The organism is Azovibrio restrictus DSM 23866 (assembly GCF_000429665.1).
Lineage (GTDB): Bacteria > Pseudomonadota > Gammaproteobacteria > Burkholderiales > Rhodocyclaceae > Azovibrio > Azovibrio restrictus.
Window position 1 is genome coordinate 81,541 of the sequence record NZ_AUCH01000005.1, and the last position, 14,572, is coordinate 96,112.

Sequence of the window (14,572 nt, forward strand, 5' to 3'; positions counted from 1 at the left end):
CAGCTTTCAGCCGCGCACGTGGCCATTGCCGAACACCACCCATTTCTGGCTGGTCAGCCCCTCCAGACCCACCGGGCCCCGGGCGTGGATCTTGTCGGTGGAGATGCCGATTTCGGCCCCCAGACCGTACTCGAAGCCATCGGCAAAGCGGGTGGAGGCGTTGATCATCACCGAGGCCGAGTCCACTTCGCGCAGGAAGCGCATGGCCAGGGTGTGGTTTTCCGTGACGATGGCTTCCGTGTGGTGGGAGGAATACTGATTGATGTGGGCGATGGCCTCGTCGATGCCGGACACCACCTTCACCGAGATCACCGGGGCCAGGTATTCGGTGTAGTAATCCTCATCCGTGGCCGGCTGGGCGTTGGCGATGATGGCCCGGGTTTCCTCGCAGCCGCGGATTTCCACGCCCTTTTCGCTGAGCATGTGGCCGATCATGGGCAGCAGCATCTTCGCCACCTCCCGGTCCACCAGCAGGGATTCGGCGGTGTTGCAGGTGCCGTAGCGCTGGGTTTTGGCATTTTCCACGATGCGCAGGGCCTTGTTGGGGTCGGCCTCGGCTTCCAGGTACACGTGGCAGTTACCGTCCAGGTGCTGGATCATGGGCACCCGGGCTTCGGCCAGCAGGCGGGCGATCAGGCCCTTGCCGCCGCGGGGCACGATCACGTCCACGTATTTGCGCATGGTGATCAGCTCGCCCACGGCGGCCCGGTCGGTGGTGTCCACCACCTGCACCGCGTCGGCCGGCAGACCGGCGATCTGCAGGCCTTCCTGGACCAGGGCGGCGATGGCCCGGTTGCAGTGGATGGCCTCGGAGCCGCCGCGCAGGATGGCGGCGTTGCCGGATTTCAGGCACAGGGCAGCGGCGTCGGCAGTGACGTTGGGACGGGCTTCATAGATGATGCCGATGACCCCCAGGGGGACGCGCATCTTGCCTACCTGGATGCCGGAGGGACGGAACTTGATGTCGGTCATTTCGCCGATGGGATCGGCCAGGTGGGCGATCTGGCGCACCCCCTCGGCCATGCTGTCTACGCCCTTGGCGGTCAGGGTCAGGCGATCCACCAGGGCGGGCTCCAGGCCGGCGGCCCGGGCGGCGTCCAGGTCCCTGGCGTTGGCGGCCAGGAGGGCTTCCTTGTCGCGCAGGATGGCGCCAGCGATGGCTTCCAGGGCGGTGTTCTTCTCGGCGGTGCTGGCGCTGGCCAGACGGCGGGAGGCGGCCCGGGCCTGCTGGCCCAGGGTCTGCATGTATTGCTTGATGTCCATGGGGAGGGGCAAGGATCCAAAATGGCGATTATAGGTGCAAATCTGAACGGAACCTTTCCGGAGCAGGTAAACTCTTATCCACACATTTACTAAGGAAATCCCGTTCGGGGGTCTGATGACGCAAAAACTGATACTGCCGGCCGAGGTCAAGGTCTGCGCCACCTGCTGTTACTGGGATGGCGAACGTCATGTGGATACGGAAATGCAGGTGGTGGTGGTGGCCGAGGAGTGCCCGGGTGAATGCCTGGTGACCGAATGCCAGGCCCACGGTCTCACCGATGTGCGTTCCATCCACGAGTGCCTGTGGGAGGACCTGGGTCCCGATGCCGTCGAGGGCCCCGCCAAGTAAGGCTTTTACGGGTTGTGCTGCGTCGGGGCCGGCCTTCAGCGCCGGGCCAGCAGCAAGCCCAGGCGCAGGAAACCTTCCCAGACATTGCCGCTGCCGCCGGCGTCCAGCCCCTTGATACTCCGGTCCAGGCGGGCCGCCAGTTCCAGGGCCTCCTTCAAGGCCCGGCCGCCCAGGGCCTGCACTGCCCGGCGCACCAGTCCCTGGCGCGGCCCCCAAACCCTCAGTTCGCGAAACAGGCTGTCCTGGGCCTGACCCCGGGCCAGGCCGGCCTTGGCCTGGGCCAGGGTACGGATTTCCTCGGTCATGGCCCAGAGCACCAGCACCGGGGATTCCCCCTCCTGCTGCAGGCCTTCCAGGGTGCGGGTCAGGCGGGACAGGTCCCCGGCCAGCAGGGCTTCGCGCAGGTCATCCACGTTGTAGCGGGCCACGTTCAGCACCGCCTCGCGGATCTGTTCCAGGCTCAGGTGTCCGGCCGGGTAGAGCAGGGCCAGTTTCTGGATTTCCTGGTGGGCCGCCAGCAGATTGCCTTCCACCCGTTCTGCCATGAAGCGTAGCCCCTCTGCCTCGGCCTGCTGTTGCTGGCGCCGCAGGCGACCCGCGATCCAGCCCGGCAGTTCCGCCAGGGGCGGGGCGTTGAGGCGGACCACGATGCCGGCCTGGGCCAGGGTGGTGAACCAGGCGGCCTTTTCTTCCTTCCAGTCCAGCTGGGGCAGGGTCAGGAGCAGCACGTTGTCGGGGCTCATGCGCTGGCAGTAGCTGGCCAGGGCGGCGCTGCCATCCTTGCCTGGCTTGCCGTTGGGAATGCGCAGGTCCACCAGCTTGCGGCCCCCGAACAGGGAGAGATTGTCGGTGGCGGCCGCCAGCTGGCCCCAGTCGAAGCCGGCCAGGGCGGTGAGCACCTCGCGCTCCGTGTAGCCCTGCTGCCGGGCGCTATGGCGGATGGTGTCGGCGGCTTCCAGGACCAGCAGGGGGGCGTCGCCGCAGACCACGTACAGGGGTTTGATCCCCTGTTCGAGCTGGGCCGCGAGCTGCTCCCCCTTGATCTGCATCAGTCGGTTTCGGTCTTGCCGGGCAGGGGCTGGGCCACCGCCAGGCGGCGCAGGATCTGCTGGGCCAGGTCCCGTTCCATGTCCTGCCAGAGGAAGTTCTCTTCCTGGTCCTTGGAAAGCACCTGGTTGTCGTCGTAGGTCACTTCCCGGGCCAGCAGGATTTCATTGACCGGTCCCAGGGGGGCGCCCTTGGCGTCTTCGATGCGGAAGGCGTAACGCAGGCGCAGCTGGTATTCCCGGGCCCGGCCCTGGGTGTTCATGGCGGCAATGATCCGTTCCCGGTTGCTGGAGAGCTGCCGGAACACGGCACCGGCGGTCGCGGGGTCCTCCACCAGCAGCTGCGGCTGGTTGGCCCGGATCAGGCGGCGCAGGTCGGCACCCAGCACCGAATTCTGGGGCAGGGCGATATACAGGCTCTGGTAGGGGAGCTCCACCGCGCCGCGCAGGTGGAAGCCGCAGGCGCCCAGGGCCAGGGCCAGGCAGAGGATCAGGCTGGAACGGAACAGGGCCGGGCGCATGGGCTTCTCCAGGGTCAGACGACGATATTCACCAGGCGGCCGGGCACTACCACCACCTTCTTGGCGGGCTTGCCTTCCATGAACTTGACGGCCATCTCATGGGCCAGGGCGGCGGCTTCGATGCTGGCCTTGTCGGCCGCTGCGGCCACCTGGAGGCTGCCGCGCAGCTTGCCGTTCACCTGGAGCATCAGCTCGATCTTGTCCTGCACCAGGGCGGCCTGATCCACCTTGGGGAAGGCGGCCAGGGCCGCATCGGCGCCGGATCTCAGTTCGGCGTAGGCCGCCTGGCCGATGTGGGGGGCGATGGGGAACAGCATCAGGGTCACGGCTTCCAGGATTTCCTGGGCCAGGGTGCGGCCGGTAGTGTCGCTCAGGTCCGCTTTGTCGTAAGCGTTCAGGAGTTCCATGACGGCGGCCACGGCGGTGTTGAACTGCTGGCGGCGGCCGTAGTCGTCGCTCACCTTGGCGATGGTCTGGTGCAGCTTGCGGCGCAGGTCCTTCAGGGCCTCGGGCAGTTCGGCGCTGCTGCCGCAGGCGGCGACGCAACCGGCGCTCACATGCTCATGCACGGCCTTCCAGACCCGGCGCAGGAAGCGGTAGGCGCCTTCGACGCCGGCATCGGACCATTCCAGGGACTGGTCGGGGGGCGCCGCGAACATCATGAACAGGCGGGCGGTGTCGGCGCCGTACTGGTCGATCAGGGCTTGCGGGTCCACGCCGTTGTTCTTGGATTTGGACATCTTCTCGGTGCCGCCGATGATCACCGGCTGGCCGTCGGCCTTGAGGGTGGCGCCGATGGGGCGGGCCTTGTCGTCGGTCTTGACGTCCACGTCTGCTGGGTTGATCCACAGCTTCTTGCCATTCTCACCTTCACGATAGAAGGTGGGCGCCACCACCATGCCCTGGGTGAGCAGGTGCTTGAAGGGCTCGTCGATGGGCGCCACGCCGGGCAGGCCCACATCGCGGATCAGCTTGGTGAAGAAGCGGGCGTAGAGCAGATGCAGGATGGCGTGCTCGATGCCGCCGATGTACTGGTCGATGCCGCCCTGGCACCAGTAATTGACACGCTCGTCGAGCATGGCGCCGGTGTTGTCCGGGCAGGCGTAGCGCAGGAAGTACCAGGACGATTCCACGAAGGTGTCCATGGTGTCGGTTTCGCGCCGGGCCGGCTTGCCGCATTTCGGGCAAGTGCACTCGTAGAACTCGGGCATCTTGGCCAGGGGCGAGCCGGCACCGGTGATTTCCACGTTTTCCGGCAGCACCACGGGCAGCTGCTCGTCGGGCACCGGCACGTCGCCGCAGCTGTCGCAATGGATGACGGGAATCGGGCAACCCCAGTAACGCTGGCGGGAAATGCCCCAGTCGCGCAGGCGGAACTGGGTCTTCTTTTCGCCCAGACCCTTGGCGGCCAGGTCGGCGGCGATGGCGTCCACGGCGGCTTCGTAGGCGAGGCCGTCGTATTTGCCGGAGTTTACGCAGACGCCCTTGGTCTTGTCGCCATACCATTCCTGCCAGCCGTCCAGGCTGAAGGATTCACCGGCGGCCTGGATCACCTGCTTGATCGGCAGGCTGTACTTCTGAGCAAAGGCAAAATCCCGCTCATCGTGGGCCGGCACGGCCATTACGGCGCCTTCGCCGTAGCTCATGAGCACGTAGTTGCCCACCCACACTTCGACCTGTTCGCCGGTGAGCGGATGCTGGACGAACAGGCCCGTGGGCATGCCCTTCTTTTCCATGGTGGCCAGGTCGGCCTCGGCGACGCCGCCCCGCTTGCATTCCTCGATGAAGGCGGCCAGTTCCGGGTTATTGGCGGCGGCGCGGGTGGCGAGGGGGTGTTCGGCGGCGACGGCGACGAAGGTGACGCCCATCAGGGTGTCGGCGCGGGTGGTGAATACCCACAGCTTGTCGCTCTTGCCGTCGAGCTCGTAGGGGAAGGCGAGGCGCACGCCGGTGCTCTTGCCGATCCAGTTCTTCTGCATCAGGCGCACCTGCTCGGGCCAGCCGTCGAGCTTGTCCAGGTCGGCCAGCAGTTCTTCGGCGTAGGCGGTGATCTTCATGTAGTACATGGGGATCTCGCGCTTTTCCACCAAGGCACCGGAGCGCCAGCCGCGCCCGTCGATCACCTGTTCATTGGCGAGCACGGTGTGATCCACCGGGTCCCAGTTCACGGTGCCCAGCTTCTTGTAGATCAGGCCCTTTTCAAAGAGGCGGGTGAACAGCCACTGTTCCCAGCGGTAGTACTGGGGCGTGCAGGTGGCGAATTCCCGCTCCCAGTCAATGGCGAAACCCAGGGACTGGAGCTGCTTCCGCATGTAATCGATGTTGTCGTAGGTCCAGCCGGCCGGCGCCACGTTGTTGGCCAGGGCGGCGTTTTCCGCCGGCATGCCGAAGGCGTCCCAGCCCATGGGCTGCAGCACGTTGAACCCCTGCATCTTGTGATAGCGGGCCAGCACGTCGCCGATGGTGTAGTTGCGCACGTGTCCCATGTGCAGCTTCCCGGAGGGGTAGGGGAACATGGACAGGCAGTAGTACTTGGGGCGGGAAGCATCTTCGACGGCGCGGGCGGCGCCGGTCTTCTGCCAGTGGGCCTGGGCGGCGCGTTCGATATCGGCGTGGGTATAGGTTTGCTGCATGACGAGGCTTTTCCGGGTGTGGACGGATGGGGGCAAAATGCCAAAGGCGCGATTATACCCGCGAACGGCGGGGCTTCCTGCCTCCGGGGGCGGGCCCACAAAGCAAAAGCGCCGCCCATCCGGAGATGGAGGCGGCGCCTGGGGGACGGCGGGAGGGGGCTTCAGGCGGCCCGGTTCTGCATGCCCTTGGGCAGGTAGAAGTTCTGCCAGGTGTGCTGCCAGAAGCGGTAGGCGTTCTGGGCAGCCATCAGGGACAGCAGGGACATGCGGCTCTGGTGCTTCCACATCCAGTCCACCCGGGGGGCGGGCAGCAGCTGTTCGGCGGCGTGTTGCTGGGTGGCTTCCTCATCGGCCAGGTCGATGAAGCGCTCCACGGCCAGGCCCCAGTACTCGGAACCGTCGCACTTGCCGGTCAGCTGCTCGGCCTCGCCGGCGGCACGGCGCCACAGCTTCAGGGCCAGGGCTTCGCTGATGCCGGCTTTCTTGGCGATCCAGGGCAGGATTTTCGGGGCTTTCATGGGTGTTCTCCTTTCAATATCTCGAGCCGATGGGCTCATGCGGCGCTGGCAGCCATATCTCGTGAATATTTTTGCTGCGCTGCGGTACGAATTGTAATCCACGTATGGTGGCTGATTCGAGCCTTGTTTCCGAAAATCGTGTAACAAAATTTGTGCGTTGCACAAAAGCAACGCCTGGCCCGGGGCAGCTACAATGGGCGCGAATTTTAAGTTTTGTTTACAGCCTCGCCATCAGGGTTTTCCACATGTCCGATCTGCTTGCCCATCTCAATCCGCCCCAATACCAGGCTGTGACCTTGCCGCCGGTCCATGGCCTGATCCTGGCGGGGGCGGGCAGCGGCAAGACCCGGGTGCTCACCACCCGCATCGCCTGGCTGGTGTCCACCGGGCAGGTGAGCCCCCATGGGGTGCTGGCCGTGACCTTCACCAACAAGGCGGCCAAGGAAATGCTGGCCCGGCTCTCCGCCCTGGTGCCCATCAATCCCCGGGGGCTGTGGATCGGCACCTTCCATGGCCTGTGCAACCGCATGCTGCGGGCCCACTACCGGGACGCGGGGCTGCCCCAGACTTTCCAGATCCTCGATTCCGCCGACCAGCTGGCCGCCATCAAGCGGCTGATGAAGAACCTCAACGTGGATGACGAGAAGTATCCGCCCCGGGAGCTGATGCACTTCATCAATGCCCACAAGGAGCAGGGATTGCGGGCGGCCCAGGCCGAGGCCTACGACCCCCACACCCGCAAGAAGGTGGAGCTCTATGCCGAGTACGAGGCCCAGTGCCAGCGGGAGGGGGTGGTGGACTTTGCCGAGCTGCTGCTGCGCTGTTACGAGCTCCTGAGCCGCAACGAACCCCTGCGCCGCCACTACCAGGAGCGTTTCCGCCACATCCTGGTGGACGAATTCCAGGATACCAACAAGCTCCAGTACGCCTGGCTGAAACTCCTGGCCGGGGGCGGCGCCGCGGTTTTTGCCGTGGGGGACGACGACCAGAGCATCTACGCCTTCCGGGGGGCGGAAGTGGGGAACATGCGCGAGTTCGAACGGGACTTTGCCGGCCCCAACGTGATCCGCCTGGAGCAGAACTACCGCTCCCACGGCAACATCCTTGATGCCGCCAACGCCCTGATCAAGCACAACCGGGAGCGGCTGGGGAAGAACCTGTGGACCGATGCCGGGGAGGGGGAACCGATCCGGGTGTTCGAGGGCTTTACCGACCTGGACGAGGCCCGCTTCGTGGTGGACGAGATCCGGGCCCTGGTGGATGAAGGCTTCAACCGGACCCAGATCGCCCTGCTCTACCGTTCCAACGCCCAGTCCCGGGTCCTGGAGCATGAGCTGTTCACCCGGGCCATTCCCTACCGGGTCTATGGGGGGCTGCGCTTCTTCGAGCGCCAGGAAATCAAGCATGCCCTGGCTTACCTGCGCCTGATCGCCAATCCCGAGGATGACACGGCCTTCCTGCGGGTGGTGAATTTCCCCACCCGGGGCATAGGTGCCCGCAGTCTGGAAAACCTCCAGGCCACGGCCCACCAGATGAATTCCGGCCTCTACAACGCGGCGGCCTCCCTGACCGGCAAGGCCGGGGTGGCCGTGGGCGGCTTCATCCGCCTGATCGAGCAGCTGCGTCAGGAAACCGAAGGCCTGCGGCTGCCGGAGATGGTGGAACACGTGCTGGAAAAGAGCGGCCTGGCCGAGTTCTACCGGAACGAAAAGGAAGGCCAGGAACGGCTGGAGAACCTGGACGAACTGGTCAGCGCCGCCGCCACCTTCGTGGATGACGAGGGGGCCGTGGGCGAGGCCGGCGCCCTGGTGTCCTTCCTCACCCATGCCTCCCTGGAATCCGGCGAACACCAGGCCGGCGAAGGGCAGGAAGCGGTGCAGCTGATGACCGTGCATGCGGCCAAGGGACTGGAGTTCGACGCGGTGTTCATCACCGGCCTGGAGCAGGGCCTGTTTCCCCATGAAAACGCCGCCCAGGACCGGGACGGCCTGGAGGAGGAGCGCCGGCTGATGTACGTGGCCATCACCCGGGCCCGAAAGCGGCTCTACCTCTGCCACGCCCAGAGCCGCATGCTGCACGGCCAGACCCGCTACTGCGTACCTTCCGCCTTCCTGGAGGAAATTCCCCAGGGGCTCCTGAAGCTCCTTTCCCGGGCCCGGCCGGCGGCGCCGGCCTGGAGCAGCGGCCGGGAGGCGCCGCGCCTGGTCCCGGCGGCTAGCGCGACCCTGCCCGGCGGCCTGCGGGTGGGCATGAACGTGCGCCATGCCAAGTTCGGTTTTGGCGTCATCGTGGATGCGGAAGGGGGGGGCGAGGACGCCAAGGTCCAGGTGAATTTCGGCAGCGCCGGGGTGAAGTGGCTGTCCCTGGAATACGCCAAGCTGGACCCGGCCTGAGCCGGCTGCAAATCCCGGGTCCGGCAGCCGCCGGCCCCGGGATTTGACCTATTTCACCAGGACCTGCAGTTCGTCCTTGCGCACTTTCAGGTCCACCCGCTCGATGCCCTGACCCTCGGCCATGCGCGCCAGGATCTGCTCGGAAATCAGGGGTAGCACGGTGTCGGTGATGATCGCCTCCGCATCCCGGGCGCCGCTGTCCACCTCGCTGCAGCGGCTGACGATCTGCTCCACCAGGGCCTTGTCGTAGTTGAGCTTGGCACCGTGGTTGAGGAGCAGGCGCTGTTTTACCTTTTCCAGCTTGAGGCCCACGATCAGGGCCATGATCTCGTCGGAAATCGGGTAGTAGGGCACCACCGCCAGGCGTCCCAGGAAGGCGGGCTTGAAGCTGCGCTGCAGGCTGGGGCGCAGCAGGTCCACCAGGTCGGCCGGGGTGGGCTGGCGCTGCTCCCCGGCTACCGTGACCCCGTGTTCCACGGCCTGCATCACCAGCTCCGACCCCACGTTGGAGGTCAGGATGATGATGGTGTTCTTGAAATCCACCTCCCGGCCCTCGGCGTCTTCCAGGGTGCCCTTGTCGAACACCTGGAAGAACAGCTCCAGCACGTCCGGGTGGGCCTTTTCCACCTCGTCCAGGAGCACCACCGAATAGGGGCGGCGCCGCACTGCCTCGGTGAGCACCCCGCCTTCACCGTAACCCACGTAGCCCGGCGGCGAGCCCTTGAGGCCGGAAACGCTGTGGGCTTCCTGGTATTCGGACATGTTGATGGTGATCAGGTTGCGCTCCCCCCCGTACAGGGTGTCGGCCAGGGCCAGGGCGGTCTCGGTCTTGCCCACGCCGGACGGGCCCACCAGCAGGAACACCCCCTTGGGCTTGCCCGGGTCTTCCAGGCTGGCCTTGGCCACCTGGATACGGCGGGCGATCAGTTCCAGGGCATGGCTCTGGCCCACCACCCGCTGCTCCAGCAGGGGGCGCAGCTTGCGCACGGTGTCCACCTCGTCGGCCACCATGCCCCCCAGGGGAATGCCGGTCCAGGCGGAAATGACTTCGGCGATGGTGGCCCCGTCGACGCATTCGTAGATCAGCGCCTGCTGCTGGTGCAGTTCCTGGAGCTGGTGCTGGCAGGCGAGCAGCTGTTCGTGCAGGCTGGCCTCCCGGGAGGCGGGGGTCTTGCCCTTGCGGCCGGTGGCGGGCGGCTGTTCGGCCAGCTGAGCGCGCAGGGCGGTGATCTCGTCTACGATGCGGCGCTGGGTTTCCATGCCTGCCTGATGGTGTTCCAGGTCCTTTTCCAGCAGCTTGCGCTGGGCGGCCAGCTCCTTCAGGCGCTTGTCGTGGGCCGGGTCCTGTTCCTTCTGCAGGGCGGCGGTTTCCCGCTCCAGGTTCTGGATCAGCCGCTCCACGTCTTCCACCACGGCGGGCTTGCTGTTGCGGGACAGGGCCACCCGGGCGCAGGCCGTGTCGAGCACGCTGATGGCCTTGTCGGGCAGCTGGCGGCCGCTGATGTAGCGGCTCGACAGCTTCACCGCCTCCACCACGGCGGCATCGAGGATGCGCACCTTGTGGTGGGTCTCCATGGCGTCGGCGACGCCGCGCACCATCTGGATCGCCGCGTCCTCGGGGGGTTCCTCGATCTTCACCAGCTGGAAGCGGCGCGCCAGGGCGGCGTCCTTCTCGAAATATTTCTTGTATTCCGACCAGGTGGTGGCGGCGATGGTGCGCAGCTCGCCCCGGGCCAGGGCCGGCTTGAGCAGGTTGGCCGCATCGTTCTGTCCAGCCTGACCGCCGGCGCCGATCAGGGTGTGGGCTTCGTCGATGAACAGGATGATGGGCTGCAGGCTGGCCTTGACCTCGTCCATCACCGAGCGCAGGCGGTTCTCGAACTCGCCCTTGACGCTGGCGCCGGCCTGGAGCAGGCCCAGGTCCAGGGTGCGCAGGTTGATATTGCGCAGCACTTCCGGCACGTCATCCTGGACGATGCGCAGGGCCAGGCCCTCCACCACGGCGGTCTTGCCCACCCCGGGTTCCCCGGTGAGGATGGGGTTGTTCTGGCGGCGGCGCATGAGGATGTCGATCATCTGCCGGATTTCCCCGTCCCGGCCCAGGACCGGGTCGATCTTGCCGGCCCGGGCCAGGCTGGTCAGGTCTATCGTGTATTTGTCCAGGTTGGGGCTGGCACGTTTGGCCTGGGGAGTCGAGCGGGAGGCTTCTTCAGGGCCCGCATCGGCCCCGTTGGCGTGGGCCTGGAGCAGGGCCGGGAGGTTGTCGCGCAGGTCGTCCGGGGGAATGCGCTTCAGGGCGGCGCAGGAGCTGCCCAGCAGGCGCTTCAGCTCCTCATCGCAGCTCAGGGCCAGGAGCAGGTAGGCGCCCCCCAGCTGCTGCGCCCCGTGGTTGACGCTGGCGGCCAGCCAGGCGGCCTCCAGCCAGCGCAGGATGTTGTGGGACAGGACCGGGTTGCGGGTGTTGCCGGTGCGGAAACTGTCCAGGCTGGTGGACAGGTCCGTATGCAGCCGGTCCGTGTCCACCCGGTAGTGCTTCAGGATCGCCAGCAGCTCGCCGCTGGGGGAGTCCAGCAGTTCCAGCAGCACGTGCTCGATGTCGATCTCGTGATGGGTGCGCGCCAGGGCCCGGTTGGCGGCGGATTCCATGGCCCTGCGGGCGGGGGCGTCGAGTTTTCCGATCAGGGATTTGAGGTTCAGGGTCATGGGAAGCGCTTTGTCCGGAGAAGGCTGGGGCGTGGGTCAGTCGAAGCGGATTTCGGCCGCGTGTTTCTGGGGCACGCCGATGTTGATGGTGACGGCCATGTTGCGATGCGGAATACCCAGGGCGATCAGTTCGTCGCGCACGGCGATGGCGCGGGCGATGGCGGCATCGGTGGGATTGGCGATCTGGCGCCGGTCGCAGTAGCCGGTGATGGTGATGCGCTGGGCGATGCGGGCCCGCTCTATCAGCTGGGCAAGCTGGAAACGGCCGGGGTCGTCCACCTTGATCGACATTTTTTCAAAAATGATGATGCTGGGATTGGGGACGGCGGCCGGATGCAGGGGCAGGGGGCGGGGCGGCTGGGCCACGGCGGGCACGCCGGGGTTGGGCTGGGGGTCGGGCTTGGGCTCGTTGCTGTTGCAGCCACCCAGGAGCAGGGTTGCTGCGGCCAGGAAGGCGAGGCTGGAGCGGGAGGGCATCATGTTCATTCCTCTTGCGGTGATACGTCCGGTGCTTGCCGGCACCGGCAAAAAAACAGGGCCGCAACAGTTGCCTGGCGCGGCCCCGGCCTGACGGACCCCGGGAGGTATCAGGCGATGGTCTTGTTGGCGGTGAGGTCCCAGCCAGCGCTGACGTTACCGCCGGCGGAGCCGTCGGCACGCTTCTGCTGGGTGTAGGTCCACTTGATCTTGCCGTAGGAGAGGCTGACCTTTTCGACGGGGTAGCCCTGTTCTTCCTCGGCGGCACCCATGCTCTCGACCTTGGAAACCAGGACCTGTTCCAGCTTGATTTCCATGTACTTCACCTTGTCGCCCCCGGCGCGGCAGAGCTCGATGGTGATTTCCTTCAGGTGCTTGCCGGTGCAGCAGGCTTCCAGCAGCTTGGGAGCGGCCTTATCCACCAGGTGCACGAAGTTGAAGGTGCCGTGGTTGACCCGTTCGGCCGTGGCGCCACCGACGGAGCTGGCGGTGCTGGAGGCGGGTTGTTCGATCTTGTGGTCGAACTGGATGACTTCGATCCACTCCTTGTGCTTGTCGTCGGTGGATTCGCCGGGGATACCGTCAATCTTGATAAATGCGTCAAAGGCCATCTTGTTTCTCCATGTCAAAACTATGAAACAGCTGATTGTTGATGAATTGTGTTACCGGATTGGTTTTGGCAGCTCTGCAACAAGGCGTAATGATATCGTCAATTCGTCGAGTTGGAAATGCGGACGCAGGAAGGCAGCGGCCCGGTAAACTCCTGGTTTTCCAGGGACTTCCACCACGTCCACCCGGGCTTCCCGGAGGGGATACTTGGCCTTGGCCTCCTGGGAGGCGGAATCGTCCAGCAGTACGTACTGGGCCAGCCAGGTGTTGAGGAAGTCCTGCACGTTCTCCCGGGAGGCGAAGCTGCCGATCTTGTCGCGCATGATGGCCTTCATGTAGTGGGCGATGCGCGAGGCGGAGAAGATGTAGGGCAGCTGGGTGGACAGCCGGGCGTTGGCGTTGGCCGAGTCGGTGTTGTAGGTCTTGGCCTTCTGGGTGGACTGGCCGCCGAAGAAGGCCGCGTAGTCGGTGTTCTTGCAATGCACCAGGGCGATGAAGCCCAGGTCGGACAGCAGCTTTTCGTTGCGGTCGGTGATCGCCACCTCGGTGGGGCACTTCAGGGCGATTTCCCCGTCGTCGGTGCGGAAGGTGTGGGTGGGCAGGTCTTCCACCAGGCCGCCGCCTTCCACGCCGCGGATGGCTGCCAGCCAGCCGAATCGGGCAAAGGCGTCGGTGAGCCGGGCGCCGAAGGCGTAGGCGGCGTTGGACCAGAGGTACTTGGAGTGGTCGGAGCCGTCCACGTCCTCCTCGAAGTTGAACTCCTCCAGGGGCAGGGTTTCCCGGCCATAGGGCAGGCGGCCCAGCACGTGGGGCAGGACCAGGCCCACGTAACGGGAGTCGTCGGATTCCCGGAAGGACTTCCACTTGGCGTATTCCACGGTGTCGAAGATCTTCGACAGGTCCCGGGGGCGGCCGATTTCGGTGAAGCTTTCCAGGCCGAAGAGGCCGGCGCCTGCTGCGGTGATCAGCGGTGCGTGGGCCGAAGCGGCCACGTGGGAGAGCTGATCCAGCAGGTAGAAGTCTTCCGGGTGGCGGGAAAACTCGTAGTCGCCCACCAGGCCGGCGTAGGGCGCGCCGCCGAAGGTGCCGTATTCCTCTTCGTAGATTTTCTTGAACAGGGCGCTCTGGTCGAACTCGGAGGCGGCGCGGAAATCCTTGACCAGGTCCCGCTTGCTCGCATTGAGGACCCGGATCTTCAGCATGGGGCTGGTTTCGGACTGCATCACCAGATACTTGAGACCGCGCCAGGAGGCTTCCAGCTTCTGGAATTCCGGGTGGTGCATGATGGCGTTGAGCTGGTCGGAGAGCAGCTGGTCGAGCTCGGCGATGCGCAGGTCGATGCTGGCGGCCAGGTCAGCGGAGACGGTCAGGGTGCCGGCCAGGACTTCGTCCACCAGTTCGGCAATCTGGTCCCGGGCGCTGATCCGCTCGGTTTCGCTGACGGCCACCCGGCTCTGTTCGACAATCTGGTCCAGGAGCCCCAGGCCCTCACTGCTGGCGGTGCTTGCTTCTGCGGCGGCGCTTGCCATTTCGGTACTCATGGATCAATCCTCCTTCTTGCTGCGGGTGGCGCCGATTTTCTTCAGCTTTTCGGTGTCGCGCATGACTTCGTCCAGCAGGGTTTCCAGCCGGTCGTTGCCGTTGATCTTGTTGCGCAGGTCGGCCAGGCGGGTGCGGACTTCCAGCAGCTTCTTCAGGGGCTCCACCTGGGCCACCACGTTCTGGGGCTCGAAATCCTCAAGCTTGTTGAAGTTCAGCTCCAGCCCCATCTGGGAGTCGTCCTTCTTCAGCTGGTTGTCCACCCGCAGGGTCAGGCGCGGCTCCATGGCCTTGAGCACTTCATCGAAGTTGTCCCGATCGATTTCCACGAACTTCCGGTCCTTCATCTTGGGCAGGGGATTCTTGGGCCGGCCGCTGTAATCGCCGAGGACGCCGAGCACGAAGGGCAGCTCCTTGGTCTCGATGGCGTCGCCGATCTCCACGTCATAGGTGATCTGGACCCGCGGCGGGCGTACCCGCGACAGCTTCTTCTGTGTACTTTCCTTGGCCATGTGTTTTCC

General features: G+C 65.6%; 12 protein-coding genes. 2 read left to right on the top strand and 10 right to left on the bottom strand.

Translation table 11 applies throughout. The annotated features are described in order from the left end of the window. Positions 1-6: 6 nt before the first annotated feature. Positions 7-1,263 (bottom strand): glutamate-5-semialdehyde dehydrogenase, encoded by a 1,257-nt coding sequence (locus G474_RS0106535; RefSeq protein WP_026686270.1) that lies wholly within the window; start codon positions 1,261-1,263, stop codon positions 7-9. 115 nt (positions 1,264-1,378) lie between these two features. Between G474_RS0106535 and G474_RS0106540 the strand changes: the two genes are divergently transcribed. Beyond that, positions 1,379-1,612: a hypothetical protein gene (locus G474_RS0106540; RefSeq protein ID WP_026686271.1), complete on the top strand. Its 234-nt coding sequence runs from the start codon at positions 1,379-1,381 to the stop codon at positions 1,610-1,612. Positions 1,613-1,647: 35 nt separating this feature from the next. On the opposite strand, the gene holA is transcribed toward G474_RS0106540, so the two are convergent. The 4 genes from holA to G474_RS0106560 all read right to left on the bottom strand — a co-directional run bounded on the left by holA (position 1,648) and on the right by G474_RS0106560 (position 6,330). Continuing rightward, positions 1,648-2,661, bottom strand: a complete 1,014-nt coding sequence (gene holA / locus G474_RS0106545; protein WP_026686272.1) for a DNA polymerase III subunit delta — start codon at positions 2,659-2,661, stop codon at positions 1,648-1,650. Beyond that, positions 2,661-3,179: an LPS-assembly lipoprotein LptE gene (locus G474_RS0106550; RefSeq protein WP_026686273.1), complete on the bottom strand. Its 519-nt coding sequence runs from the start codon at positions 3,177-3,179 to the stop codon at positions 2,661-2,663. Before G474_RS0106550 ends, holA begins: the two co-directional genes overlap by 1 nt. A gap of 14 nt (positions 3,180-3,193) precedes the next feature. Continuing rightward, positions 3,194-5,812 (bottom strand): leucine--tRNA ligase, encoded by a 2,619-nt coding sequence (gene leuS / locus G474_RS0106555; protein WP_026686274.1) that lies wholly within the window; start codon positions 5,810-5,812, stop codon positions 3,194-3,196. A gap of 161 nt (positions 5,813-5,973) precedes the next feature. Continuing rightward, a complete protein-coding gene (locus tag G474_RS0106560; RefSeq protein WP_026686275.1) occupies positions 5,974-6,330 on the bottom strand; it encodes a hypothetical protein in 357 nt (118 codons plus the stop codon). Positions 6,331-6,575: 245 nt separating this feature from the next. Here G474_RS0106560 and G474_RS0106565 point away from each other — a divergent pair, with 245 nt between their 5' ends. Further along, complete coding sequence (locus G474_RS0106565) at positions 6,576-8,723, top strand: UvrD-helicase domain-containing protein (RefSeq protein WP_026686276.1); 2,148 nt, start codon at positions 6,576-6,578, stop codon at positions 8,721-8,723. A gap of 48 nt (positions 8,724-8,771) precedes the next feature. Here the strand turns inward: G474_RS0106565 and tssH are convergent, their stop codons facing one another. From tssH to tssB, 5 genes are all read right to left on the bottom strand, one after another. After that, the gene (tssH, locus tag G474_RS0106570; protein ID WP_026686277.1) at positions 8,772-11,426 is read right to left on the bottom strand and encodes a type VI secretion system ATPase TssH; all 2,655 of its coding nucleotides are present in this window, start codon (positions 11,424-11,426) and stop codon (positions 8,772-8,774) included. A 36-nt stretch (positions 11,427-11,462) separates the two neighbouring features. Continuing rightward, positions 11,463-11,906: an OmpA family protein gene (locus tag G474_RS23265; RefSeq protein WP_026686278.1), complete on the bottom strand. Its 444-nt coding sequence runs from the start codon at positions 11,904-11,906 to the stop codon at positions 11,463-11,465. Between the two features lie 107 nt (positions 11,907-12,013). Further along, complete coding sequence (locus G474_RS0106580; protein WP_026686279.1) at positions 12,014-12,514, bottom strand: Hcp family type VI secretion system effector; 501 nt, start codon at positions 12,512-12,514, stop codon at positions 12,014-12,016. A 51-nt stretch (positions 12,515-12,565) separates the two neighbouring features. Continuing rightward, entirely contained in the window at positions 12,566-14,053 is a 1,488-nt protein-coding gene (gene tssC / locus G474_RS0106585) for a type VI secretion system contractile sheath large subunit (RefSeq protein WP_084513613.1), read from the bottom strand. A 3-nt stretch (positions 14,054-14,056) separates the two neighbouring features. Continuing rightward, positions 14,057-14,563 carry a type VI secretion system contractile sheath small subunit gene (gene tssB / locus G474_RS0106590; RefSeq protein WP_026686281.1) on the bottom strand — a complete coding sequence of 169 codons (507 nt, stop codon included), beginning with the start codon at positions 14,561-14,563 and terminating at the stop codon, positions 14,057-14,059. Between the last annotated feature and the right edge of the window lie 9 nt (positions 14,564-14,572).

Excerpts from the sequence above, each read along its gene's own strand:
- G474_RS23265 (WP_026686278.1), bottom strand. The coding sequence starts at position 11,906 with ATGATGCCCTCCCGCTCCAGCCTCGCCTTCCTGGCCGCAGCAACCCTG.
- G474_RS0106550 (WP_026686273.1), bottom strand. The coding sequence starts at position 3,179 with ATGCGCCCGGCCCTGTTCCGTTCCAGCCTGATCCTCTGCCTGGCCCTG.
- G474_RS0106540 (WP_026686271.1), top strand. The coding sequence starts at position 1,379 with ATGACGCAAAAACTGATACTGCCGGCCGAGGTCAAGGTCTGCGCCACC.
- G474_RS0106535 (WP_026686270.1), bottom strand. The coding sequence starts at position 1,263 with ATGGACATCAAGCAATACATGCAGACCCTGGGCCAGCAGGCCCGGGCC.
- tssC (WP_084513613.1), bottom strand. The coding sequence starts at position 14,053 with ATGAGTACCGAAATGGCAAGCGCCGCCGCAGAAGCAAGCACCGCCAGC.
- G474_RS0106560 (WP_026686275.1), bottom strand. The coding sequence starts at position 6,330 with ATGAAAGCCCCGAAAATCCTGCCCTGGATCGCCAAGAAAGCCGGCATC.
- tssH (WP_026686277.1), bottom strand. The coding sequence starts at position 11,426 with ATGACCCTGAACCTCAAATCCCTGATCGGAAAACTCGACGCCCCCGCC.
- G474_RS0106565 (WP_026686276.1), top strand. The coding sequence starts at position 6,576 with ATGTCCGATCTGCTTGCCCATCTCAATCCGCCCCAATACCAGGCTGTG.
- tssB (WP_026686281.1), bottom strand. The coding sequence starts at position 14,563 with ATGGCCAAGGAAAGTACACAGAAGAAGCTGTCGCGGGTACGCCCGCCG.
- leuS (WP_026686274.1), bottom strand. The coding sequence starts at position 5,812 with ATGCAGCAAACCTATACCCACGCCGATATCGAACGCGCCGCCCAGGCC.
- holA (WP_026686272.1), bottom strand. The coding sequence starts at position 2,661 with ATGCAGATCAAGGGGGAGCAGCTCGCGGCCCAGCTCGAACAGGGGATC.
- G474_RS0106580 (WP_026686279.1), bottom strand. The coding sequence starts at position 12,514 with ATGGCCTTTGACGCATTTATCAAGATTGACGGTATCCCCGGCGAATCC.